The organism is Gordonia oleivorans, from assembly GCF_040044975.1.
GTDB lineage: Bacteria > Actinomycetota > Actinomycetes > Mycobacteriales > Mycobacteriaceae > Gordonia > Gordonia oleivorans.
In genome coordinates, this window is record NZ_JBDZDI010000001.1 from 188,390 (window position 1) to 212,242 (window position 23,853).

22 protein-coding genes and 1 riboswitch are annotated in these 23,853 nt (G+C 67.5%); of the genes, 14 read left to right on the forward strand and 8 right to left on the reverse strand.

Features of this window, described 5'->3' with window-relative positions:
* Window positions 1-3 precede the first annotated feature (3 nt).
* The 3 genes from ABLE92_RS00800 to ABLE92_RS00810 are packed head-to-tail and all read left to right on the forward strand — an operon-like array spanning window position 4 to window position 3,035.
* Window positions 4-456, forward strand: a complete 453-nt coding sequence (locus ABLE92_RS00800) for a succinate dehydrogenase hydrophobic membrane anchor subunit (RefSeq protein WP_348802602.1) — start codon at window positions 4-6, stop codon at window positions 454-456.
* A gap of 36 nt (window positions 457-492) precedes the next feature.
* Window positions 493-2,247, forward strand: a complete 1,755-nt coding sequence (gene sdhA / locus ABLE92_RS00805) for a succinate dehydrogenase flavoprotein subunit (protein ID WP_348802603.1) — start codon at window positions 493-495, stop codon at window positions 2,245-2,247.
* The gene (locus ABLE92_RS00810; protein ID WP_348802605.1) at window positions 2,247-3,035 is read left to right on the forward strand and encodes a succinate dehydrogenase iron-sulfur subunit; all 789 of its coding nucleotides are present in this window, start codon (window positions 2,247-2,249) and stop codon (window positions 3,033-3,035) included. The genes sdhA and ABLE92_RS00810 overlap by 1 nt, the downstream gene beginning before the upstream one ends.
* Window positions 3,036-3,123: 88 nt before the next feature.
* Here ABLE92_RS00810 and ABLE92_RS00815 read toward each other — a convergent pair whose 3' ends face one another.
* On the reverse strand, window positions 3,124-3,684 hold the full coding sequence (locus ABLE92_RS00815) for a Uma2 family endonuclease (protein WP_348802606.1): 561 nt from the start codon (window positions 3,682-3,684) through the stop codon (window positions 3,124-3,126).
* 130 nt (window positions 3,685-3,814) lie between these two features.
* On the opposite strand from ABLE92_RS00815, the gene ABLE92_RS00820 reads away from it, so the two are divergent.
* From ABLE92_RS00820 to ABLE92_RS00835, 4 genes are all read left to right on the forward strand, one after another.
* Window positions 3,815-4,201 carry a hypothetical protein gene (locus ABLE92_RS00820; protein ID WP_348802607.1) on the forward strand — a complete coding sequence of 129 codons (387 nt, stop codon included), beginning with the start codon at window positions 3,815-3,817 and terminating at the stop codon, window positions 4,199-4,201.
* Between the two features lie 140 nt (window positions 4,202-4,341).
* Window positions 4,342-5,847 (forward strand): APC family permease, encoded by a 1,506-nt coding sequence (locus tag ABLE92_RS00825; RefSeq protein WP_348802608.1) that lies wholly within the window; start codon window positions 4,342-4,344, stop codon window positions 5,845-5,847.
* Entirely contained in the window at window positions 5,837-6,796 is a 960-nt protein-coding gene (locus tag ABLE92_RS00830) for a universal stress protein (protein ID WP_348802609.1), read from the forward strand. The genes ABLE92_RS00825 and ABLE92_RS00830 overlap by 11 nt, the downstream gene beginning before the upstream one ends.
* Complete coding sequence (locus ABLE92_RS00835; RefSeq protein WP_348802610.1) at window positions 6,793-7,527, forward strand: type 1 glutamine amidotransferase; 735 nt, start codon at window positions 6,793-6,795, stop codon at window positions 7,525-7,527. The genes ABLE92_RS00830 and ABLE92_RS00835 overlap by 4 nt, the downstream gene beginning before the upstream one ends.
* A gap of 3 nt (window positions 7,528-7,530) precedes the next feature.
* On the opposite strand, the gene ABLE92_RS00840 is transcribed toward ABLE92_RS00835, so the two are convergent.
* Window positions 7,531-8,946, reverse strand: a complete 1,416-nt coding sequence (locus tag ABLE92_RS00840) for an NAD(P)/FAD-dependent oxidoreductase (RefSeq protein WP_348802611.1) — start codon at window positions 8,944-8,946, stop codon at window positions 7,531-7,533.
* Complete coding sequence (locus tag ABLE92_RS00845; RefSeq protein WP_348802612.1) at window positions 8,943-10,445, reverse strand: aminobutyraldehyde dehydrogenase; 1,503 nt, start codon at window positions 10,443-10,445, stop codon at window positions 8,943-8,945. Before ABLE92_RS00845 ends, ABLE92_RS00840 begins: the two co-directional genes overlap by 4 nt.
* Before the next feature lie 110 nt (window positions 10,446-10,555).
* On the opposite strand from ABLE92_RS00845, the gene ABLE92_RS00850 reads away from it, so the two are divergent.
* The 3 genes from ABLE92_RS00850 to ABLE92_RS00860 all read left to right on the forward strand — a co-directional run bounded on the left by ABLE92_RS00850 (window position 10,556) and on the right by ABLE92_RS00860 (window position 13,733).
* Window positions 10,556-11,020, forward strand: a complete 465-nt coding sequence (locus tag ABLE92_RS00850) for an Lrp/AsnC family transcriptional regulator (RefSeq protein ID WP_348802613.1) — start codon at window positions 10,556-10,558, stop codon at window positions 11,018-11,020.
* Window positions 11,017-12,405 carry an aspartate aminotransferase family protein gene (locus ABLE92_RS00855; RefSeq protein WP_348802614.1) on the forward strand — a complete coding sequence of 463 codons (1,389 nt, stop codon included), beginning with the start codon at window positions 11,017-11,019 and terminating at the stop codon, window positions 12,403-12,405. The genes ABLE92_RS00850 and ABLE92_RS00855 overlap by 4 nt, the downstream gene beginning before the upstream one ends.
* Before the next feature lie 80 nt (window positions 12,406-12,485).
* The gene (locus ABLE92_RS00860) at window positions 12,486-13,733 is read left to right on the forward strand and encodes a D-alanyl-D-alanine carboxypeptidase family protein (protein WP_496560749.1); all 1,248 of its coding nucleotides are present in this window, start codon (window positions 12,486-12,488) and stop codon (window positions 13,731-13,733) included.
* Window positions 13,734-13,749: 16 nt separating this feature from the next.
* Here the strand turns inward: ABLE92_RS00860 and ABLE92_RS00865 are convergent, their stop codons facing one another.
* The 3 genes from ABLE92_RS00865 to ABLE92_RS00875 all read right to left on the reverse strand — a co-directional run bounded on the left by ABLE92_RS00865 (window position 13,750) and on the right by ABLE92_RS00875 (window position 16,807).
* Window positions 13,750-14,805, reverse strand: coding sequence for a YhjD/YihY/BrkB family envelope integrity protein (locus tag ABLE92_RS00865; RefSeq protein WP_348802615.1), 1,056 nt, complete (start codon window positions 14,803-14,805; stop codon window positions 13,750-13,752).
* 82 nt (window positions 14,806-14,887) lie between these two features.
* A complete protein-coding gene (gene trpS / locus ABLE92_RS00870; RefSeq protein ID WP_348802616.1) occupies window positions 14,888-15,925 on the reverse strand; it encodes a tryptophan--tRNA ligase in 1,038 nt (345 codons plus the stop codon).
* Between the two features lie 24 nt (window positions 15,926-15,949).
* Entirely contained in the window at window positions 15,950-16,807 is an 858-nt protein-coding gene (locus ABLE92_RS00875; protein ID WP_348802617.1) for an exodeoxyribonuclease III, read from the reverse strand.
* A 126-nt stretch (window positions 16,808-16,933) separates the two neighbouring features.
* On the opposite strand from ABLE92_RS00875, the gene ABLE92_RS00880 reads away from it, so the two are divergent.
* A complete protein-coding gene (locus ABLE92_RS00880; RefSeq protein ID WP_348802619.1) occupies window positions 16,934-17,113 on the forward strand; it encodes a (2Fe-2S)-binding protein in 180 nt (59 codons plus the stop codon).
* Between the two features lie 97 nt (window positions 17,114-17,210).
* The gene (bfr, locus tag ABLE92_RS00885; RefSeq protein WP_348802620.1) at window positions 17,211-17,696 is read left to right on the forward strand and encodes a bacterioferritin; all 486 of its coding nucleotides are present in this window, start codon (window positions 17,211-17,213) and stop codon (window positions 17,694-17,696) included.
* Between the two features lie 111 nt (window positions 17,697-17,807).
* Here bfr and ABLE92_RS00890 read toward each other — a convergent pair whose 3' ends face one another.
* Together ABLE92_RS00890 and ABLE92_RS00895 are read right to left on the reverse strand one after the other, a co-directional pair.
* A complete protein-coding gene (locus ABLE92_RS00890; RefSeq protein WP_348802621.1) occupies window positions 17,808-19,100 on the reverse strand; it encodes an MFS transporter in 1,293 nt (430 codons plus the stop codon).
* Between the two features lie 116 nt (window positions 19,101-19,216).
* Window positions 19,217-20,950 (reverse strand): cutinase family protein, encoded by a 1,734-nt coding sequence (locus ABLE92_RS00895; RefSeq protein ID WP_348802622.1) that lies wholly within the window; start codon window positions 20,948-20,950, stop codon window positions 19,217-19,219.
* A 203-nt stretch (window positions 20,951-21,153) separates the two neighbouring features.
* Window positions 21,154-21,274, forward strand: a riboswitch (SAM riboswitch).
* Between the two features lie 62 nt (window positions 21,275-21,336).
* Here ABLE92_RS00895 and ABLE92_RS00900 point away from each other — a divergent pair.
* Complete coding sequence (locus tag ABLE92_RS00900; RefSeq protein ID WP_348802623.1) at window positions 21,337-22,665, forward strand: bifunctional o-acetylhomoserine/o-acetylserine sulfhydrylase; 1,329 nt, start codon at window positions 21,337-21,339, stop codon at window positions 22,663-22,665.
* Between the two features lie 29 nt (window positions 22,666-22,694).
* Complete coding sequence (gene metX, locus ABLE92_RS00905) at window positions 22,695-23,843, forward strand: homoserine O-acetyltransferase MetX (RefSeq protein WP_348802624.1); 1,149 nt, start codon at window positions 22,695-22,697, stop codon at window positions 23,841-23,843.
* Window positions 23,844-23,853 lie beyond the last annotated feature (10 nt).

Consider the following 23,853-nt stretch of genomic DNA (forward strand, 5'->3'; position numbering starts at 1 on the left):
CCGATGACTGCATCCTCCCCGCACCTCGCCAAGACGCTCGGCACCGATTACGACCGGCCGGCCAGCCTCGACAACCCGCGCTCGCCGCGCGCCCGCAAGGGCGGCAACTTCGAGAAGTACGCATGGCTGTTCATGCGCTTCTCCGGCCTGGCGCTGATCATCCTCACCATCGGCCACATGTTCATCATGCTGGCGTGGGACAACGGCGTGCACCGCATCGACGCGTCCTTCGTCGCCGCCCGGTGGAAGGAACCCTTCTGGCAGATCTGGGACCTCACGATGCTGTGGCTGGCCCAGTTGCACGGCGGCAACGGTGTGCGCACCGTCATCGCCGACTACTCGCGCAAGGACTCCACCCGGTTCTGGCTGAACGTGCTGCTCGGCATCTCGATGATCCTGGTGCTGGTGCTCGGCACCTATGCCCTTCTGACCTTTGACGTCAACAGCGCGAGCTGACGCGCCCCACGTCGACCACAGGAGACACGAATACATATGCAGGAACACCGCTACGACGTGCTGATCGTCGGCGCCGGCGGCGCCGGGATGCGCGCGGCCATCGAGGCCGCTCCCCGCGCCCGCACCGCGGTCCTCACCAAGCTGTACCCCACCCGCAGCCACACCGGCGCGGCCCAGGGCGGCATGTGCGCCGCGCTGGCCAACGTCGAAGAGGACAACTGGGAGTGGCACACCTTTGACACCGTCAAGGGTGGCGACTACATCGTCGACCAGGACGCCGCGGAGATCATGGCCAAGGAGGCCATCGACGCGGTGCTCGACCTGGAGAAGATGGGTCTGCCGTTCAACCGCACCCCCGAGGGTCGCATCGACCAGCGCCGCTTCGGCGGTCACACCCGCGATCACGGCAAGGCGCCGGTCCGTCGCGCCTGCTACGCCGCCGACCGCACCGGTCACATGATCCTGCAGACCCTGTACCAGAACTGCGTCAAGCACGACGTCGAGTTCTTCAACGAGTTCTACGCGCTCGACCTGTGCCTGTCCGAGAACGAGAACGGCGAACCGGTGGCCACCGGCATCGTCGCCTACGAACTCGCGACCGGCGAGATCCACGTGTTCCACGCCAAGTCGATCGTGTTCGCGACCGGCGGCTCGGGACGTATGTACAAGACCACCTCCAACGCCCACACCCTCACCGGTGACGGCATGGGCATCGTGTTCCGCAAGGGACTTCCCCTGGAGGACATGGAGTTCCACCAGTTCCATCCGACCGGCCTGGCCGGTCTGGGCATCCTCATCTCCGAGGCCGTCCGTGGTGAGGGCGGCATCCTGCGCAACGCCGAGGGCGAGCGCTTCATGGAGCGCTACGCCCCCACCATCAAGGACCTCGCCCCCCGCGACATCGTCGCCCGTTCGATGGTGCTCGAGGTCCTCGAGGGCCGCGGCGCCGGACCGAACAAGGATTACGTCTACATCGACGTGACCCACCTCGGCGAGGACGTGCTCAACGAGAAGCTCCCCGACATCACCGAGTTCTCCCGCACCTACCTGGGCGTCGACCCGGTCACCGAATGGGTTCCGGTCTTCCCGACCTGCCACTACGTGATGGGCGGCATCCCGACCAACATCGAGGGTCAGGTGCTGCGCAACCCCACCGACGTCGTGCACGGTCTGTACGCCGCGGGCGAATGCGCATGCGTCTCGGTGCACGGCGCCAACCGCCTGGGCACCAACTCGTTGCTCGACATCAACGTCTTCGGCCGTCGCGCCGGCATCGCCGCCGCCGACTACGCCAACTCGGCGTCGTTCACCGACCTGCCGGAAGAGCCGACCGCGATGGTCGACGGCTGGCTGGAGACGATCCTGTCCGAGCACGGGCACGAGCGGGTCGCCGACATCCGCACCGAGCTGCAGGCCTCGATGGACGCCAACGCGTCGGTGTTCCGCACCGAAGAGACCCTCAAGCAGGCGCTCACCGACATCCACGCCCTCAAGGAGCGCTACGCCCACATCCGCGTGCAGGACAAGGGCAAGCGTTTCAACTCCGACCTGCTCGAGGCCATCGAGCTCGGCTTCCTGCTGGAGATGGCCGAGGTCACCGTGGTCGGGGCGCTCAACCGCAAGGAGTCGCGCGGCGGTCACGCCCGCGAGGATTACCCGAACCGCGACGACGTCAACTACATGCGGCACACGATGGCCTATAAGAAGGGCACCGACCTGCTCAGCGACATCGAGCTGGACTGGAAGCCCGTCATCCAAACCCGCTACGAGCCGATGGAGCGTAAGTACTGATGACCGCCGTCATGGACAACCCGGCTCCCTCCTCCGACGAGCCGCCACTGCCCGCCGTCCCCGACGAGGCGACGATGGTGACGCTGAAGATCTACCGGTTCAACCCGGAGAATCCCGATGCCCAGGGCTTCGAGAGCTTCCGCGTCCCCGCCCTGCCGACCGACCGGCTGCTCAACCTGCTGCTGTACGTGAAGGGCTACCTCGACGGCACCCTGACGTTCCGTCGCAGCTGCGCGCACGGCGTCTGCGGTTCCGACGCGATGCGGATCAACGGCGTCAACCGGCTGGCCTGCAAGCTCCTGATGAAGGATCTGCTCCCCAAGGACAAGAGCAAAGAGATCACCATCACCATCGAGCCCATCAAGGGGCTTCCGGTGGAGAAGGATCTCGTGGTCAACATGGAGCCGTTCTTCGACGCCTACCGCGCGATCAAGCCGTACCTGATCACCACCGGCAACGAGCCGACCCGCGAACGCATCCAGTCGGCCACCGACCGCGCCCGCTTCGACGACACCACCAAGTGCATCCTGTGTGCCTGCTGCACCACGAGTTGCCCGGTGTTCTGGAACGAGGGCAGCTACTACGGCCCCGCCGCCATCGTCAACGCTCATCGCTTCATCTTCGACAGCCGCGACGAGGGTGCCGTCGAACGACTCGACATCCTCAACGACGTCGACGGGGTGTGGCGCTGCCGCACCACCTTCAACTGCACCGACGCCTGCCCGCGTGGCATCCAGGTCACCCAGGCCATCCAAGAGGTCAAGCGCGCTCTGATGTTCTCGCGCTGACACGCAGACCACCTCTGCAGCCCCAACGAAGGCCCGCGCCGCACGGCACGGGCCTTCGTTGTGTCTCGAGAGATGTGGTGTCTCGGGCTCAGCCGACGAGTTCGGCCGGGACCACGCTCACCGGGAACGGCCGCTCGACGGTGAACGTGTCCTCCCCGGTGACCCGCCCGACCTCGCGGTAGGCACCGTCGATCAGTTCCCACGCGAGGATCGACGGCTCGTCGGGATCGACCACCCAGTAGTGGGCGCAGGCGGCGCGTTGCAACCGTTCCTTCTTCAGCAGCAGGTCCACCCCCCGCGTCGACGGTGAGAGCACCTCGACGGCCAGCACCGGCGGTCCGGGAAGTCCGTCGTCGGTGAACGCCGCACGCGGCGCGACCAGCAGATCGGGCTGGATCACGGTGTTCTCCGACAGGATCACGTCCAGTGGGGCGAAGAGCACCTCGAGGTCGGCCGGGCAGGCCGCATGCACACGAAGAAAGAGATCGCGGATGGCACGCTGATGTCGCGGCCGCGGAGCCGGACTCACGATGAGGACCCCGTCGATGAGTTCGTAGCGCCAGCCGTCATCAGGAGCCGCGTCGAGATCCGCGCGGGTCAGTTCGCGGCCCCGCGGCAGGGTCCAGGTCTCGCTGGTCATGGATGTCATGGTAGGGCGCCTCCTTGATCATGGCGACGAGTATGGACCGGACAGCTTGCGAGACCAGCACCGTTCTTGCCGGCCTGTGGACAACCGGATCGGATGGAACCGATCGCGCTCGGGCTGCGTCCAACCCGGCATGACACACACGATCACCCGCGGAACCGCCCTGCTCGCAGCCGTCCTTCTCATGAGCTTCCTCGGCTCCCCACCACACGCCGCAGCGCAACCACCGGACCCGGTGACCATCACGCTCACCTCGGACACCGAGATCAACGAGCAACTGCTCTGGTACGACTCCGCCGGCCGTCCCCGGCATCAGTTCGACGTGCCCCTGACCGATGTCGACGAGGACAGCGGACACCACGTGGCGACGTTGACCTACATCCCCAATGATGCCGAGACCATCGTCCGCGTCGTCTTCGTCAGCGGCGGCGAGTACGCGGCATGCGCCATCACCCGCGGGGACGCCACCGTCGCCGAGGACACCGCACAGGGCGACCGAGCGATGGCCGTGTGTGAGTAAATCCCGATCAGAGATCGCCAACGGTCACTGATATCGGGATATTATTCACTCGAAACCACTGATTCCGCGATAGCGCTGCGCGTCGGCAACGGAAACCTTAGTCTGAGTCCCTGCATGCGCACGCAAGGTGGGAGTAGCACATGACCGAGAGTGTTCAGGCCGAGCTCCAGGGCGGCGACAAGGGACTACGCGCCGGCTCCATCGGCCTCGTCGGCAACGTGATCATCGGGCTGTCGGCGGTGGCGCCGGCGTACAGCCTCGCCGCCACGCTCGGCTTCGTCGTCGCCGCGGTACACACCAAGGCGCCGGCGATGTTCGTGGTGGCGTTCATCCCGATGCTGCTGGTGGCCTTCGCCTACCGGGAACTCTCGCGCGACACCCCCGACTGTGGCACCACCTTCACCTGGGGAACCAAGGCCTTCGGACCGTGGATCGGGTGGATCGGCGGGTGGGGTCTGGCGGTGTCGGCGATCATCGTGCTGGCCAATGTCGCCGAGATCGCAGCGGTCTATCTGCTGGAGTTCCTCGGCCTGGAGTCGCTGGCGGACACCCTCTGGATCAAGGTACTGCTCGGCTGCGTCTTCATCGCCGGCATGACCTGGGTGAGCATCCGGGGCATCGTCATCAGCGAACGGCTGCTGGTGGCTCTGATGTTCATCCAGTTCGGGGTGCTCGTGCTGGCAAGCGTCATCGCGCTGGTCAAGGTGGGACTGGGAACGGCCGGGCCGCAGGCGATTTCACCGGAATGGAACTGGTTGTGGCCGGGCGGGTTGAGTCAGTCGGAGATCGCCGCGGCGGTGATCCTGTGCATCTTCATCTATTGGGGCTGGGACGCGTGTCTCGCGGTCGGTGAGGAGACCAAGGATCCGGAAAAGACCCCCGGGCGTGCGGCGGTGATCACCTGCGTGATCCTGGTGGCCACCTACGTGCTGGTCGCCTACGCCATCCAGTCCTTCGCCGGCTTCGGCGACACCGGCATCGGGCTGAACAACGAGGACAACGTCGACGACGTCCTCACCATCCTCGGTGAGCCGGTGGCCGGCGGCATCATGGCATCGGCGTTGTTGCTGACGGTGAGCGTCTCGGCGATCTCCTCGACCCAGTCGACGATCCTGCCGACCGCGCGTGGCTCGCTGTCGATGGCGGTGTACAAGGCGATCCCGGATCGGTTCTCCAAGATCCATCCGCGCTACATGACCCCGGCCTTCGGCACCGCGGTGATGGGTGTGTCCGCGCTGGTGTTCTACCTGGTCCTGTCCATCGCGAGCCAGAACACCCTGGCCGACTCGATCGCCTCGCTCGGGCTGGCGGTCGCGTTCTACTACGGCATCACCGCCTACTCCTCGGTCTGGTACTTCCGCCGCACCCTGTTCGACTCGGCCCGTAACTTCTTCATGCGCGGCCTGTTTCCGCTCCTCGGCGGGATCGCGATGACCTGGGCGTTCGTCAAGAGTGCCATCGACATGGTCCAGCCCGACTACGGTTACACCTCCGTGGGCCCCATCGGCGGCGTGTTCATCCTCGGCGTCGGCATGCTCGTCCTGGGCGTCCCGCTGATGCTGGCGTGCTTCGCCCAGCGCCGAGAGTTCTTCCAGGGCAAGACATTGACCGCGAACACCGAAGTGAAGGTTCCCGATGTCTACTGACACCCCATCGTCCCCGACCCCGGAGAGCCAGGCTCCCGAGAGCCCGGCCCCCGACACCGCGACCCCTGCGCGGTCGTCGGCCTGCCGTGGACGTCTCGTCGTCGGCTATCTCGCCACCCCGTCGGGCAACGACGGGGTCGCACTCGCGGCGGCGCTGGCCCGTAAGACCGGCGCGTCCATCGACCTGGTGTGCGTGGTGCATCCCGTTCCCTACGACGGCTCCCCCGGACTCGAGCAGTATGAGGCCCGCCTCGAGGAACAGGCGGGTCGGTGGCTGGCCGAGGGGGCGACTCTGGTTCCCGACGACATCGAGACCCGGGCGATCGTCACCGTCAACGAGTCCTTCGCCGCCGGACTGATCGAGATCGCCGAGGCGAACGGGGCCGACCTGATCGTGGTGGGCGGCACCGGGGACGGCCTGTTCAGTCGGCACAACCTGGGAACGGTGAGTACCGAACTGCTGCACTCGGCACCGCTGCCGGTGGCGTTGGCGCCGCGCGGATATGCCACCCGCTCGGAGGTCGCCCTGGACATGGTGACCGTTGCCGTGCCGGTCCGGCCGTCGGCATCGGATCCGCTGCCGTTCGCGATCGAACTGGCGGAGTCGGCACATCTCGATCTGCGTCTGGTGTCGCTGGTGTCGCTGGATTCGCCGTTCGAGGACGACACCTCCCGCGCGGCACGCGCCAAGCAGGTCGAGGTGGCCCGCGACCTCCTCGAGCACACCCGCGCGGCCGTCGAGGCCGACCTGGACATCGAGGTGCTCGTCGCCGACGGCCCGACCCTCGACGAGGCGCTGGACAATCTCGAGTGGGACCAGAACGATCTCGTCGCCGTCGGTTCGGGGCACCTCGGCGCGGCCAACCGGGTGTTCCTGGGCAGTACGGCGGCCCGCATCCTGCGATGGACGACCGCGCCGGTCATCGTCATCCCGCGGACGGGGGCATGACCCGGGTGCGGGTGCTCGAACTCCGCCACGCCGAGTGCGAGTCGCCGGGAGCCTACCTGGCCGGGCTCGACGAGGTCGCCGACGTCCGCACGGTGCGCTCCTGGTGCGAACCGATGCCCGACGATCCCACCGACTTCGACGCGATCCTGGTGATGGGCGGTCCGATGGGTGCCAACGACGGCCCGACCCTCCCCTGGATCGACGCCGAGATCGCGTTTCTGACCGACGCGATCGCCGCCGGCATCCCGATCTGGGGAGTCTGCCTGGGCTCGCAGCTGCTCGCCCGGGCGCTCGGCGCGGCGGTGCGGACCGGTCCGGAACCGGAACTGGGGATCGCCGACGTCACCCTCACCGCGGACGCCGCCACCGATCCGGTGTGGGCCGGCACCGCCACCATCCCGGCGATGCACTGGCACTACGACACCTTCGACCTGCCCGGTGGCGCAACACTTCTCGGGTCGTCGAAGCTCTGTGCTCATCAACTGTTCCGGCACGGACCGCATTACGGCGTGCAGTTCCACCTCGAGGTCGACACCGCCCTGTTCGACGAGTGGCTCGGGGTCCCCGAGTACCGTCGTGAACTCGAGAGCGCTCTGGGTCCCGACGGACCCGCCGGTATCCGAGCCGATGTCGCACGGGCGCAACAGATCACGCGTCCACTGGCCGCGACGGCGATCCGCCGGTGGGTCGAGGTGGTCGTCGCCGGGTGTGCCGATCTCCGACGGGTCTGAGGTTCAGCTGTCGAAGCCCAGCCCCAGCTTGTCCATCGCGCTCAGCCATGCGCCACGACGCCCCTCACGCCGTTCGCTGCGCGCCAGCTGATGGCGGGTGATGGTGATCCCGGCCCACCGCAGTGGCTCCGGCGGAAAGGGAATCGGCTTGGACCGCACCATGTTCAGAGCGGTGCGTTCGGTCTCCAGGCCGTCGACGAGGTCCAGCGCGGTCGCCGCGGCGAAATGCGAGGCGCCGACCCCGAGCCCGGTGAAGCCGACCGCGCTGACCACCCGGCCGCCGAAGGATCGGTCCCAGAACGCACAGAACCGTGAACAGGTGTCGATCGCACCGCCCCAGGTGTGGGTGGCGCGGATACCCTCGAGCTGCGGGAAGAACTGCAGCAGATGTTCGGCCAGGATCGCGAACTCCCCCGGCTCGAATTCGTGCCGCCGCGCCCCGTCGGAACCGTAGTGATACAACGCATCCCAGCCGCCGAAGAGAATCCGGTCGTCGGCGGTGAGCCGGAAGTAGTGAAACCTCGGTCCGGAATCAGCCAGTCCCTCGCGCCCGGCCCAGCCCAGCGACGCACGCTGCTCGGCGGTCAGCGGTTCGGTCATCAGGGCGTAGTCCCACACCGGGACGGTGAACAGGCGTAACCGGCGCAGGACCGACGGACTCGCCGACGTCGCCAGCACGATCCGGCGGGCCAGCACATCACCGTAACCGGTCTGGGCGAGCAGCCACTCACCCTCCCGCCCGATCCCGGTGATCTCGGTGCCCTCGTAGATGCGCACGCCCAGACGCTGCGCCGCCTCGGCGAGGCCCCACGCCAGCTTGGCCGGATCGAGCATGAGCACATCCGGGTCGTGCACCGCGGCACGCACCATCGGCGAGTTCACCCGCTCGCGGGCCTGAGGGCCCGGCAGCATGGTCAGTTCCTGTCCGAGAAATGCTGCCGCAGATGATAATTCACGAAGTCCGTCGACCTGCCAGTCGCAGTTGGCGATGTCGAGTTCACCGGTGCGTTCGGCGTCGGCGTCGATACCCAGACGGTCCATCGCCGCCTCGATGCCGTCGAGTGTCTCGCGTCCCAGTCGCGTCAGGGTCGGCATCTCGTCGGCGAAGCGTTCCAGACCGTTGCCGATGCCATGAGTGAGGCTGGCCGAGCAGAATCCGCCGTTACGCCCGGAGGCGTGCTCGGCGATCCGGTCACGTTCGACGAGGACCACGCGGCGGCCCGGGTCGCGTTCGGCCGCGGTGACCGCGGTCCACAACCCGGTGAATCCGCCCCCGACCACCAGCAGATCGGCGTCGACCTCGTCGGAGAGCCGGTCACGCGCCGCGGGCCGCTCCGGCCGGTCGAGCCAGAAGGATTCCGGCGACGCCTGCGCGACCATCTCGACCGCGCGGCGGCCCGGCCGCGTTGCCCAGGTCATCGGACCGCGCGCCCGGGCTTGGCGAATACCGTTCGGTGCCAGTCCTTGTCGACGACGCCGGTGATGTCGCTCATGACATGTTTGACCGACAGGTACTCCTCGAGCGAATACATCGACATGTCCTTGCCGAATCCCGAGGCGCCGACACCACCGTGCGGCATCTCGCTGATGATGGGGATGTGGTCGTTGATCCACACACAGCCGGCGTGGATCTCGCGCGACGCCCGCTGCGCCCGGTAGACGTCGCGGGTCCACGCCGAGGCCGCCAGGCCGTAGACGGTGTCGTTGGCCCGGCGGATCGCATCGTCGTCGTCGGTGAACGAGGAGACCGTCAGCACGGGACCGAAGACCTCGTCGCGGTAGATCTCCGAGGATTCGGCGACGTCGGCCACCAGGCTCGGCGGATAGAAGGCGCCACGCCCCTCCGGGACGACGCCGCCGACGACGACGCGGGCGCCGTCGGCGCGTGCCCGCTCCACCATGCCGGCGACCTTGTCGCGATGCGTCCGCGAGATCAGCGAACCCAGATCCGTTGCGGGGTCGGTCGGATCGCCCATCACCACCGTCGACATCGCCTCGGCCACCCCGGCGACGAAGTCGTCGTACAGATCGGCGGCGACGATGGCCCGGGTGGCCGCGGTGCAGTCCTGCCCGCCGTTGATCAGTGACGCGGCGACCGCACCGGCGATCGCCGCGTCGAGGTCGGCATCGTCGAAGACCACGAAGGGCGCCTTCCCGCCGAGTTCGAGTTGTACGCGCGTACCGTTGCGCGCAGCCTGCGCCATCACCATGCGGCCCACCGGCGTCGAGCCGGTGAAGGTCACCATGTCGACGCCGGCATGGCCCGCGATCGCGGCACCGGCCTGCGCGCCGGTGCCCACCACGACGTTGAGCACGCCGTCGGGCACGCCGGCCCCGGTGGCCAGCCGCGCCAGTGTCAGGGTGGTCAGCGGGGTCAGTTCGGCGGGTTTGAGCACCACCGCACATCCGGCGGCCAGCGCGGGAAGGACCTTCCAGACCGCCATCTGCAGCGGATAGTTCCACGGGGTGATCGACCCGATGACCCCCACCGGCTCACGCCGGATGCTCGAGGTGTGATCACCGGAGTACTCCGCGGACGCCTTGCCCTCCAGGTGCCGTGCGGCACCGGCGAAGAACCGGACGTTGTCGACGCTGCCCGGCACGTCGAACTCGCGGGCGAGCCTGATCGCCTTGCCGGTGTGCGCGGTTTCCTCCGCCGCCAGCGACTCCGCTTCGGCATCGAGCGCGTCGGCGAGAGCGGCGAGGACCTCCGACCGTTCCGCGGGTGTCGCACCGCCCCACTCCCGTTGGGCGCCACGAGCCGCGGCCACCGCGGCGGCGACGTCGTCGGGGCTCGCCAGAGTCAGGGTCGCCAGGGCCTCGTCGGTGGCAGGATTGACGACGACGTGGTCGGGACCGGAGCCCGGTACGGCTGCTCCGGCGACCCAGCCGGACGGGACGGTTGCGGTGTTCGGCACGACGGCGATACTACCGGCCAGACAACGGATTCGCGACAGCCAACGGAATCCTGATTGCGAAATCATCAGAAAATGTTGCGACAAACCACGAAATCCGTCAGGATCGTCGTGTGCCTGACACACCACCCGCACATCTGGACAACACCGCCAAACGCATCATCGAGCTCCTGCAGGCCGATGGACGCAGTTCGTACGCGTCCATCGGCAAAGAGGTCGGCCTCTCCGAGGCCGCCGTCCGCAACCGGGTCCAGAAGCTCGGCGACAGCGGTCTGCTGCAGATCGTGGCGGTCACCGATCCGTTGAAGCTGGGCTTCTCGCGCCAGGCGCTGATCGGCATCCGCTGCACCGGGGACACCGAGGCGCTGGCCCGCGCACTGGCCGACCACGCCGAGATCGACTACGTCGTGTTGACCGCAGGGTCGTTCGACATCCTGATCGAGGTCGTGTGCGAGGACGACGATCACCTCCTGTCGATCCTCAACAAGACGGTGCGCCGCCATCCCGAGGTGACCGCCACCGAAACGCTCGTCTATCTGAAACTTGTCAAACAGCAATACAATTGGGGTACACGATGACCGCAGTCGCACAGCAATCCGCCGGCTCCAGTTCGTGGGGCGAACGCAGCGCCGCACACCTGTGGGGACACTTCGCCCGGCACGGCGAGGGCATCGCCCCGCCGGTGATCACCAAGGGTGAGGGCGTCCGCATCTTCGACGACCGCGGCCGCAGCTACCTCGACGGCCTCGCCGGACTCTTCGTCGTCCAGGCCGGGCACGGTCGCACCGAACTCGCCGAGGCGGCCGCCAAGCAGGCCAAGGAGCTCGCCTTCTTCCCGGTGTGGTCCTATGCGACCCCGCCGGCGATCGAACTCGCCGAGCGACTCGCCGCCTACGCGCCGGGCGATCTCAACCGGGTCTTTTTCACCACCGGCGGCGGCGAGGCCGTCGAGAGCGCCTGGAAACTCGCCAAGCAGTACTACAAGCTCGTCGGTAAACCGTTGAAGCACAAGGTGATCTCCCGTTCGGTCGCCTATCACGGCACCCCGCAGGGAGCACTCGCCATCACCGGCGTGCCCGCCCTCAAGCAGATGTTCGAGCCACTGACCCCGGGCGGTTTTCGGGCACCCAACACCAACATCTACCGCGCACCCGACGCCGAACTGGCCGCCGATCCCAAGAAGTTCGGCCGGTGGGCCGCCGACCGCATCGCCGAGGCCATCGAATTCGAGGGCCCCGACACCGTCGCCGCGGTCTTCCTCGAGCCGGTGCAGAACGCGGGCGGGTGCTTCCCACCGCCGCCGGGATACTTCGAGCGGGTGCGCGAGATCTGCGACGAATACGACGTGCTGCTGGTTTCCGACGAGGTGATCTGCGCGTTCGGCCGTATCGGGTCGATGTTCGCCTGCGAGGACTTCGGCTATCAACCCGACATCATCACCTGCGCCAAGGGCATGACCTCGGGATACTCGCCGATCGGCGCGATGATCGCGAGCGACCGACTGTTCGAACCGTTCAACGACGGTTCCACCACCTTCCCGCACGGCTACACCTTCGGCGGACATCCGGTGTCGGCGGCCGTCGCCCTGGCCAATCTCGATCTCTTCGAACGCGAAGGGCTCAACGATCACGTCAAGACCAACGCCCCGGCGTTCCGCGCGACGCTGGAGAAGCTGCACGACCTGCCGATCGTCGGCGACGTGCGCGGCGAGGGCTACTTCTACGGCATCGAGTTGGTCAAGGACAAGGCCACCAAGGAGACCTTCTCCGACGCCGAGTCCGAGCGCATCCTGCGCGGCTTCCTGTCCTCGGCGCTGTTCGACAACGGTCTCTACTGCCGCGCCGACGATCGGGGCGACCCGGTTGTCCAGCTGGCCCCGCCGCTGATCGCCGGGCAAGCCGAGTTCGACGAGATCGAGCAGATCCTGCGGACGGTGCTGACCGAGGCCTACACCCTGCTCTGAGACGACCACCCTGAGACGACGGTGCCGATCCGTCTACACCGGACCGCCGGTGGGAGGTCACCGCTGGTAACCTCCCACCGGTGACCTCGCGCCACCGCCTCCTGGCCCTTGCCGTCGCCGCCGTGGTGACCTGCCTGTCCGGTGCTCCCGCCCTCGCGGACCCGGTGGCCACACCGGTGACCGATCACTGCCCGCACCGGGTCGCCACGCCACCGGCGGTGGACACCTCCGAGGTCGTCGCACCCGGTTCGACCGCGCCCACCCCGCTGCCGGTCCCGACCGAGACCGTGGGCGGCGACGCGCTCGCCGGCTGCGGGGTGATCGCCGATCCGGCGGCCGGGCCGGTGCCCGATCGGCTCACCTCGGCCGGCTGGCTGGTCGCCGACATGGACTCCGGAGCGGTCATCGCGGCCAAGGACCCGCACGGCCGCTATCGGCCGGCGTCGACGATCAAGGTGCTGCTCGCGCTCACCGTCCTCGACAGCGGACTCGACCTCGACCGCGTGGTGGAGCCGACCGTCGAGGACTGGAGCGCCGAGGGCGACTCCTGCGGGATGGGACCGGGCGGGCACTACACCGTCCGCGATCTGCTCAGCGGTCTCATCGTGGTGTCGGGCAATGACTGCGCGAATGCGCTGGCCCGACAACTCGGCGGCGTGGACGCGGCGCTGACGAAGATGAACACGCTCGCCGGCGACCTGCACGCCCTCGACACCCGCGCGGCAAGCCCGTCCGGACTCGACGCCGCCGGGATGTCGACCTCACCCTATGACCTCGCGCTGATCTTCCGCGCCGCGATGGACAACGCCACCTTCGCCGAGATCATCGCCAAGCCGACCTACTTCTTCCCCGGCTATCCGGCCCGAGCCGATGTCCCCGGCGACACCGACCACCCGGGATATGAGATGCAGACGTCCAATCACCTTCTGCTGGAGGGTTATCCGGGCATGCTCGGCGGCAAGACCGGGTACACCGACGACGCCCTGAAGACCTTCGTCGGGGCCGCACAGCAGGGGGATCGTCGCATCCTGATCGTGCAGATGTACGGGCTGTCCACCGCCGACGACAACTACTGGACCCAGGGCGCGTCGCTTCTCGATTACGGATTCCGGTCCCCTACGGGAATCCGCGTCGGAGAGTTGGTGGCCGGTGACCGGCCGGCGTCGGCAAGCCCCACCGCCGGTGCGGCGCCGCAGAATGCGAGCCTCTCCGACCCGGCCACCAACCGGAGCACATCGACACGCCTGCTCATCGGACTCGTCGCGGCGCTGGCCGTCGTCGCCCTCGTGGCCGCCGCCCGGCGCATGATGGTCCGCCGCCGCGGCTGATGACCGGCGGCGCCGATCAGTCGCGAAACCTCTTGAGCGCCAGGCCGACCAGCGTGCCGAACGCCGCGGCCCCGGCGACCACGCCGGCGCGGGGCATCGGGTTCACCTCCACCGTGGGGCGGACGACGACGGCCTGCTCGGCCGGGTCGACCTCGTCGGCCACCTGATACGGGGCGTTGACCGGATCTGTCGCGCACCACGCGGTGGCGTACAGGATGATGCGAGAGGCCAGGTAGGCGAAGACCATCACGCCCAGGATGGGCCCGAACGCCACCCCGGCCGGGCTGCTCAGCACCGACTTCAGGTAGATCCCGCCGACCGCCTTGACGATCTCGAAGGCGATGGCGGTGATCAGGCCGGCCTTCAGGGTGTTGCGGAAGGGCAAGGGCACCAACGGTAATCGCGACAGCACGAAGGTGAACAACAACCAACTGGCCAGCACCGAGATCACCACCGCGACACCACGCACCACCACCGGCGCCCAGGCGGCGTCATCGGCCTTGACCCAGCGCAGGATCGTCGACACGATGCCGCCGCCGTTGGCCAACGTGGTGAACGCCATCGTCACCGCGAACGCGACCCCGAGGAGCGCGAAGGTCAGCAGGTCGGTTCCCTTGGACACCAGAGCATTACGATTCAGGCGCCCGCCGAACATCTCGGTCATCCCCGCTCGGACCCCGGCGATCCAGCCGATGCCGGTCAGCGCGGCACCGAGAAGTCCGACGACGCCCACCGCGGTGCGTGAGGCGATCGCGGAATCGATGACCTGCTCGACCTGGCTGCCGAGTTCGCCGGGCAGTTCCTTGACCACCGCCTCCTGGATCTGGTCGATCAGGTCGGGCCGGCTGGCCAGGACGAAGGCGGCGATCGCGAAGGCCACCATCACGATCGGGACGAGCGCCAGGATGCCGTTGAAACTGATGCTCGCCGCATACAGGTTGCCGCGCCGGGTGGTGTATCGCTGATGCATCGCGATCAGGTGCTCCAGCCACGGCCATCGTCGGCGCGCGTCGGCGAACTGCTGCTGCGCGAGCGCGATCAGTCGCTTGATCCGGTCGATCATCGCACCCATGTGTGCCACCCTCCGCCTCGGTCCGGAGCGCACGCTCCGCGATCACGCGACCCGCCGGGCGTGGACTACACCGACGGCGGGTCTACTCCCCCACCGTAGGCGCGAGGAACCCCACCTTGTCGTATACCGATGCCAGCGTGGCGGCCGCGACCTCGCGGGCCCGGCCGGCGCCCCGTGCCAGGATGGCGTCGAGTTCGGCAGGGTCGTCGAGGTATTCGGTGACGCGGCCACGCAGCGGTGTCACAAAGTCGGCGAGTACCTCGGCGGTGTCGACCTTGAGGTCGCCGTACCCCTTGCCCTCGTACTTGGCGACGAGATCGTCGACGCCCACCCCGCTGAGCGCCGACTGGATGGTCAGCAGGTTGCTCACACCCGGCTTCTCGGCCGGGTCGAACCGGATGACCGAATCGGTGTCGGTGACCGCCGAACGGATCTTCTTCGCCGAGCGCTTCGGGTCGTCGAGGAGGTTGATCAGACCCTTGTCGGTGTCGGCGGACTTGCTCATCTTGGCCGTCGGATTCTGCAGGTCGTAGATCTTGGCGAATTCGGAGACGATGTGCGCCCGCGGGACGACGAAGGCCTTCCCGAAGCGCTTGTTGAAGCGCTGTGCGAGATCACGGGTCAGTTCCAGATGCTGACGCTGATCCTCTCCCACCGGGACGAAATCGACGTCGAAGGCGAGGATGTCGGCGGCCATCAGGATCGGGTAGGTGAACAGGCCCACGCCGGTCGCGTCGGTGCCCTGCTTGGCGCTCTTGTCCTTGAACTGCGTCATGCGACCGGCCTCACCGAATCCGGTGATGCACTGCAGCACCCAGGTCAGCTGCGCGATCTCGGGGACGTGGGACTGCACGTACACCGTCGCACGGGCCGGGTCGACGCCGACCGCGAGCAGCTGGGCCACCGACAGCCGGGTGCGATCGGCGAGGGTCTTCGGGTCGAACTCGACGGTCAACGCGTGCATGTCGGGGATGAAGTAGAACGCGTCGAACTCGTCCTGCAGTTCTACCCACTGCTTGACCGCGCCCAGGTAATTGCCCAGGTGGAAGGAGTCGCTGGTGGGTTGAATGCCCGACAGCACACGCCGGCGCGGCGCGGCGGATTCCGAAACGTCACTCATGACACCAGATTCTCTCAAACCCGGTCACTCGTAGATCACGGTGACCGGCGCGTGATCCGACCAGCGGCGGTCGTAGGAGTCGGCGCGGTCGACGAACGCCTTGACCGCCCGCCGGGCCAGGGCCCGATTGGCGAGTTGATAGTCGATCCGCCACCCCGAGTCGTTGTCGAAGGCCTTGCCCCGCCACGACCACCAGCTGTACGGGCCGTCGACGCCCGGATGCAGTTCGCGCAGCACGTCGACCCAGCCGGATCCGAGGCGGTGCGCCACCCACTCCCGTTCGTGGGGCAGGAACCCGGGGTTACGGAGATTGCCCTTCCAGTTCTTGATGTCGGACTCGGCGTGGGCGATGTTCCAGTCGCCGCCGACCACGACGTCGCGGCGGCGTCGTGCCGCGGTGGTCAGGTAGTCGCCGAACTCCGTGAGGAAGCGTTTCTTCTCCTCGAACTTCGCGGCCTCCTTGTCGGTACTCGACGGCGTCGGGGCCGCCGCCCCCTTGGGGAGGTAGAGACTCCCGACGGTCAGTGGTCCCGCTCCGGATCCGACGCCGTCGGCGAAGTCGGCCTCGAGGTAGCGCCCGGTCGGGTCGAACTCGGCGCTGCCGAAGCCCGTCCGCACCGCCGTCGGTGTGACCTTGCTCATCACTCCCACCCCGGCATGGCCCTTGACCACCGATTCGGTCATCGTCAGCTGCCATCCCCGATCGAGCGCCGGCCCGAGCGCCTCGCGCGCCTGTTGTTCGCTCGCCCGGATCTCCTGGAGCAGCACGATGTCCGGATCTGCCGAATCGAGCCAGGTCAGCAGGCCGGGGTTGATCTCGGATCGCGCCTTGGTGGCCGCCCGGATGCCGTTCACGTTGACGGTGGTGATCGTGGTTGTCACGGCTCCACACCCTACGTCGATGCTCCGACATCCCAATCTGGACTGGGTCCAAGGTTTTAGGCAACCCTTGCGCACCGTCGGGGTTTTATGTAATCCTCACCTAACAGTCAGATGAGGTGAGTTCCGATGTTCGTTTGTATCTGCCGCGCGGTGACCGAGGACGAGGTCCACGAGCACTGCTCCCAGGGTGCGCGGACCGTCGATGCCATCAGCGACCGCTGCGGCGCCGGCGAAGGATGCGGAACCTGCCTCGAACGACTCTCCGAGATTCTCAGCGAAAGGACCGCCGTCACCAGCGCCGCCTGACACACGCCGAGCTCGACCTCATGTGAATGACTCACATGGGGCCATTGGTCGTGTTACCGTTCGACTCATCATTCTTTGAGCCGAATGGAGTTGTGTCATGCGTGGAGATGACGAGGTCATCGCCCTGTTGAACGAGCAGCTGACCAGTGAGCTGACCGCCATCAACCAGTACTTCCTGCACGCGAAGATGCAGGACAACTGGGGTTTCACGGAGTTGGCCGGCAAGACCCGCGCCGAATCGATCGAGGAGATGACCCACGCCGAGATCCTCACCGACCGCATTCTGTTCCTCGAGGGTCTGCCGAACTATCAGAAGCTGCTGCCGCTGCGCATCGGGCAGACCCTGCGCGAGCAGTTCGAATCCGACCTCGCCATCGAACTCGAGGTGGTCGACCGGCTGAAGCCGGGAATTGCCCTGTGCCGCAGCAAGGGTGACATTACCTCGGCGAAGCTGTTCGAGGAGATCCTCAAGGACGAGGAACACCACATCGATTACCTCGAGACCCAGCTCGAACTGATGGACAAGCTCGGCGAGCAGCTGTACATGGCCAAGATCGTCGCGACCCCGCCGGACGTGGGCTGAGTCGCCGGGATTCCCCGAGCATCAGACTTCAACGCATATCAGTGGCGCCGCCTGTCCGACAGGCGGCGCCACTGGTGTCTGACCCCCGTGTCTGACCCCCGGGTCCGCGATTCACACCGTCTCGGCGGGTGAGGTCTGCCGGCTCTGCATCCAGATGCCGCGCACCCGACGATGCTGCGCCACCAGCGCGGCCACCAGGACCACGATTCCCGCCACCGCCAGGGCGGCGCCGAGGATCGACGGGGCGCGGTAGCCGTATCCGGCCGCGATCACCACACCACCCAGCCAGGCGCCGGCGGCGTTGGCGATGTTGAGCGCCGAGTGATTGAGCGCCGCCGCCAGCGTCTGCGCATCTTCGGCGACATCCATCAGCCGGGTCTGCAGCGCCGGCACCATCGAGGTACCGCCGACGCCGACGAAGAACGTCAGGATCAGGGCCGCCCACACGTTCTGCACCAGGAGCGCGAACAGGAGCAGCACCAGTCCGGTGCCGGTGAGTCCCACCAGGATCGACAGCGCGACGTTGCGGTCGGCGGCGATGCCGCCGACGATGTTGCCCACCACCATGCCGAGACCGAACAGCATCAGCGCGATCGGCACCAATGACACCGGGAGCCCGGCCAGCGATGTCAACGCGGTGTTCAGATAGGTGTAGAAGGCGAACATGCCGCCGAATCCGACGACGCCGATGAACAGGGTGAACCACACCTGCGGTCGACGCAGCGCGCCGAGCTCGGTCATCGGATTGGTGACGCGCATGTCCTGCAGCGACGGCAGATTCATCGCCAGCGCACCGATCGTCGCCACGCCGACCACCACGACGACCACGAACGCGCTACGCCAGCCGAAGTGCTCACCGAGCCACGCGGCCATCGGCACCCCGGCGACATTCGCCACGGCCAGCCCGAGCATGACCTGACCGATCGCCGCGGCCCGCTTCCGCGGTCCGGCCAGGTGGGCGGCGACCAGTGCGGCCACCCCGAAGTACGCGCCGTGCGGAAGACCCGCGACGAACCGCGCCGCGATGAGCAGACCGAACGTCGGGGCCACCACCGTCGCCGCATTGCCGATGGTGAAGGCCACCATCAGAGCGATCAGCAGGGTGCGTCGCGACATCCGCGCGGTCAGCGCGGCGATGAGCGGTGCGCCGATCACCACACCGAGGGCGTAGGCGGAGATGACGATGCCGGCGCTGGGTTCACTCACCGACATCGCATGGGCGATGTTGGGCAGCAGGCCCATGGCGACGAATTCGGTCGTCCCGATGCCGAACCCGCCGAGAGCCATCGCCAGGATCGCCCACCGGATCGGACGGGCGGGCGAGGGCGGCGCGCTCGCCGAGGTCTCCGAGGGTGAGGAGGACTCGACGACGGAGTCGGCAGGCGTGTGGACGGACTCGGGCATAGGTCCACCAACCACCGCGCGGGCGCCGAGGATTCCCATTCGGCGGCGTGAGGTCGTTCACATGGCAAACGGCGCGCGCCGCACGGAGCCGAGCGCCCGAGGCGGGCGTCGTCGGGTCAGCCGACGCCGACCGGTTCCTTCGAGGCGTCGACGGCTGCACCGTCGGCGGTGGGCACGGCGCTGCCCGTGGTCTCGGGCGTGGGCGACGAAGTGACCGACGGCGTCGGGTCAGCGGTGGGCCCGGGCGTGGCCGACGGCGTGGCACTGCCGGTGGGCTCGGGCGTGACCGACGGCGTGGCGCCGCCGGTGGGCTCGGGCGTGGCCGACGGCGTGGTGTCGACGGTGGTCACCGGCGTCGCCGGTGAATCCGACGTCGATGTTTCCGGTACCTGCGTTCCGCCGCCGAGGCTTCCCGGAGTGCCATCGGTCTGCGCGTCGCCGCTGCCCTCGGCCTCTTCCTGCGTCTCCCCCGCCGACAGCGTGCTGACGCCGTACGACCTCGCGGACGCCGGCGACGAGGACAGCGCCGCAATCGTCTGCGATGCCGTCGTCTGGGATGCCGTCGTCTGGGATGCCGAGTCGGGGCCCCACGGCACCGTGGTGATGCCCTCGACGATCCGCTCGGCCCAGTACCGGACGAAGTTCACCGGCAGCAGCACGATGCTCGTCGCACTCGCCGCGAGCGCCACCACACCCTGCTTGAACAGTGCCGAATCCCACTGCAGCACACCGTTGAGGATGTCCTGGAAGTCGAACAGATTCGGGAGGTAGGCGCCGTAACCCAGCTCCGGCAGCGGTGGCAGCCAGTCCATCACCCAGCGGATCGGGACCTGGAAGTCGGACAGGGTGATGCCGATGATGTCCGGGAACCGGAACCGGTACGGCAGCAGATCGGGCACCGACCAGTCGAGGCCCAGCGCGTCGACGAGGTTCTGCACGATGATGGCCGACGACGACGGCGACGAGATGGTGCACGTCTGCACATTCTCGAGGGTGCCGGTCTGCGTGCACGTCATCTCACCGTCGACCGGCCCCAAATCCCAGATCACGTAGTCGCCGGGGTATTGATACATGTGATACGGGTACTGATTGTGTTTGACCCAGTACCCGAAGAAGTCGTCGACGACGCCGATCGGGTCGTGCAGCACATCCGGTAGGTCGCAGATCGGATCGCCCTCGATGCAGTAGGTGGTCACCGGCAGGCCGCCGTAATCGGTGCCGCTACGCGGACCCGACATGGTCAGGCCGGGGATGACCCCGACGAGGGCCGATTCGATGCCCTGCCCCCACAGGGTTCCCACCATCCGGGGATCGGAGTAGAGCTCACCGGTGACCCTGCTCGAATCGATGACGGTACCGTCCTCGAGCGGGCGGTTCTGACCGATGTCGGTGAGGACGTCGCCGGCGATACGCGCACCCTGGGAGTATCCGACGATGACGATCTTGCTGTCGGGACAGCTCTGCTGATACGTCGCGACGGCCTGCTCCAGGTTCGCCCTTCCCTCGGACTCGCTCGCGTTGTAGCCGACCGCTCCCAGCGGCCAGATGGTTGCCGAATACGGCACCGGGATGATGTCGTAAGCATCTTCGCCCGAGTAGGGACTGTTGGTAAGCTCCTGCCACTGCGGCCCGTGCCCGGTGTATCGCTGCTCGATCCCCACCAGGTAACTCGCGTCGGTGTTCCACGTTCCCCCGACGGTGAAGACCGCACCGGGCGCGCAATCGCTCTCCTGCGCGAGCGCCACCCCACGCCCCAGAAATGTCGCCGTCACCAGCGATGCCGCCACCGCGCCCACGCCGACCGTGAGAGCTGCGAGTCGAATGCGACGTCGGTCCCCGAACCCTGCCATAGCGTGCAGCGTAGGCCGATGTCCAGTAGTGGATATCGAAAACCGGCCTCACGATCCACAATTCCTCCGGCCGGAGGACACCACCGCGCTCTCGAGCGCACCGCGCGGTGCCGTTTCGGTGGCCACCACGCCCGCCACCGTTCCAACCATGGTGAGCAGGAGGGTTATCAGCCCGGCGTGGCCGTGCTATATCCTTGTCGCCAGGTCATGAGCATCAGCGACAAGCCCCGGCTTGCTGATCGGCAACCCTCCAACCGCGGTGGGGTGCTCCGGGTGATGACCGGGTTGTGGGACGACGCAGTGTGTCCCCGGCAAGCGCGGGTCCGAAGGTCGGACCCCATCAGGGTTCCAGTAACCCTGCCGACCGTAGAAAGTGATCTATTTCCATGTCTGACGCAGCCAACGACGGCACCGTGAATCCTGTGGACACCTGGAGCTTCGAGACCAAACAGATCCATGCGGGTCAGAGCGCCGACGCCGCCACCAACGCTCGCGCGCTGCCGATCTACCAGACCACGTCGTACACCTTCAACGACACCACCCACGCCGCCAACCTGTTCGGGCTGGCCGAGCCGGGCAACATCTACACCCGCATCATGAACCCGACCCAGGACGTCGTCGAGCAGCGCCTGGCCGCTCTCGAGGGCGGTGTCGCCGCACTTCTCGTCGCGTCGGGGCAGGCCGCCGAGACCTACGCCATCCTCAACATCGTCGAGAACGGCGGGCACGTGGTGTCGAGCCCGCGGCTCTACGGCGGCACCTTCAACCTCTTCCACTACACGCTGCCCAAGCTCGGCGTCGAGGTCTCCTTCGTCGAGGACCCGGAGGACCTCGAGTCGTGGCAGGCGGCCGTGCGCCCCAACACCCGGGCCTTCTACGGCGAGTCGGTCTCGAACCCGAACAACGAGATCCTGGACATCGCAGGCATTTCCGAGGTCGCGCACCGCAACGGTGTGCCGCTGATCGTCGACAACACTGTCGCCACCCCGTACCTGCTCAACCCGCTGGCGCACGGCGCCGACATCGTCGTGCACTCGGCGACGAAGTACATCGGTGGACACGGCACCGCGATCGGCGGCGTGATCATCGACGGCGGCACCTTCGACTGGCGGGTGCAGCGTGACGGGGTCGACCTGTTCCCGGGCTTCACCACCCCCGACCCGAGCTACCACGGCGCGGTGTTCGCCGATCTCGGCGCACCCGCCTACGCCCTCAAGGCCCGCGTGCAGTTGCTGCGTGACACCGGTGCGGCGATCTCGCCGTTCAACGCCTTCCTGCTCGCCCAGGGCCTGGAAACCCTGAGCCTGCGCATCGAACGGCACGTCGCCAACGCACAGCGCGTCGCCGAGTTCCTCAACGACCATCCGCAGGTCTCCTCGGTCGCCTACGCCGGCCTGTCGTCGTCGCCGTGGTACGCGCGCGGTCAGCAACTGGCACCCAAGGGCCAGGGCGCGATCATCGGCTTCGAGATCGTCGGCGGTGTCGACGCGGGTAAGCGTTTCGTGGAGGCCCTGACGCTGCACAGCCACGTCGCCAACATCGGTGATGTGCGTTCGCTGGTCATCCATCCCGCCTCGACCACCCACAGTCAGCTCACCCCCGAGGAGCAGCTGGCCGCGGGTGTGACCCCCGGTCTGGTCCGCCTGGCCGTCGGCATCGAGGGCATCGACGACATCCTGGCCGACCTCGCCCAGGGTTTCGCCGCCGCACAGTAATCCGGACTCGAGACAGGAGCACACACCCCGTGTCGGTGAGCATCGACCCCCAGGCCTCCGCGGCGCATCAACCCGAGTGGGAGCAGGTTCCCGACGGGCAGATGGTCCGCATGCGGGTGGGGTCGTTGGCTCTGGACAACGGAGAGGTGCTCGACGACGTCACCCTGGCGTTCCAGCGCTGGGGGACGTTGTCACCCGGACGCGACAATGTCGTCCTCACCCTGCACGCGCTGACCGGTGATTCCCATGTCACCGGACCAGCGACCGACGAGCAGCCCTCCCCCGGATGGTGGGACGGCCTGATCGGTCCGGGTGCGGCGATCGACACCGACGAATGGTGTGTGATCTCGGCGAACGTGCTCGGCGGTTGCCGCGGTTCGACCGGTCCGTCCTCGCCGGATCCCCAAGGGCGGCCGTGGGGTTCACGCTTCCCGCAGATCACCGTGCTCGATCAGGTTCGGGCCGAGGCCGCCCTCCTCGAGGCGCTCGACATCCGCAGCATCGGTGCGGTTCTCGGCGGCTCGATGGGCGGGGCCCGTGCGCTCGAGTGGGCCATCACCTACCCCGACAAGGTGCGTACCGCGCTGGTGCTCGCGGTCGGTGCCCGCGCCACCGCCGATCAGATCGGCACGCAGACAACGCAGATCGCGGCGATCACGTCCGATCCGGACTGGCAGGGCGGCAACTATCACGGCACCGGCCGCTCACCGATGATCGGCATGGGGATCGCGCGTCGTATCGCGCATCTGACCTATCGGCATGAACTGGAACTCGACGAGCGGTTCGGCGATTCTGCGCAGGATGGTGAAAACCCCTTGCGCGGTGGGCGATACGCGATCGCGAGCTACCTCGAGCACCAGGCGGACAAGCTCATCGAACGTTTCGATCCGGGCAGTTACGTGGTGCTGAGCGAGGTTCTCAACCATCACGACGTCGGACGCGGCCGTGGCGGCATCGCCGCGGCGCTGGGGTCGTGTCAGGTACCGATCATCGTCGCCGGTATCGATTCGGATCGCCTGTACCCGTTGCGGTTACAACAGGAGCTCGCCGACGGCCTGGGCAACTGCGTGGGCGGTCTGCAGGTGATCCGGTCCGACAAGGGCCACGACGGTTTCCTCACCGAGTTCGACGCCATCGCCGATCTCCTCAAGCGCACAGTGGATCTCGCGCGTCGCTGATCGTCGCCGA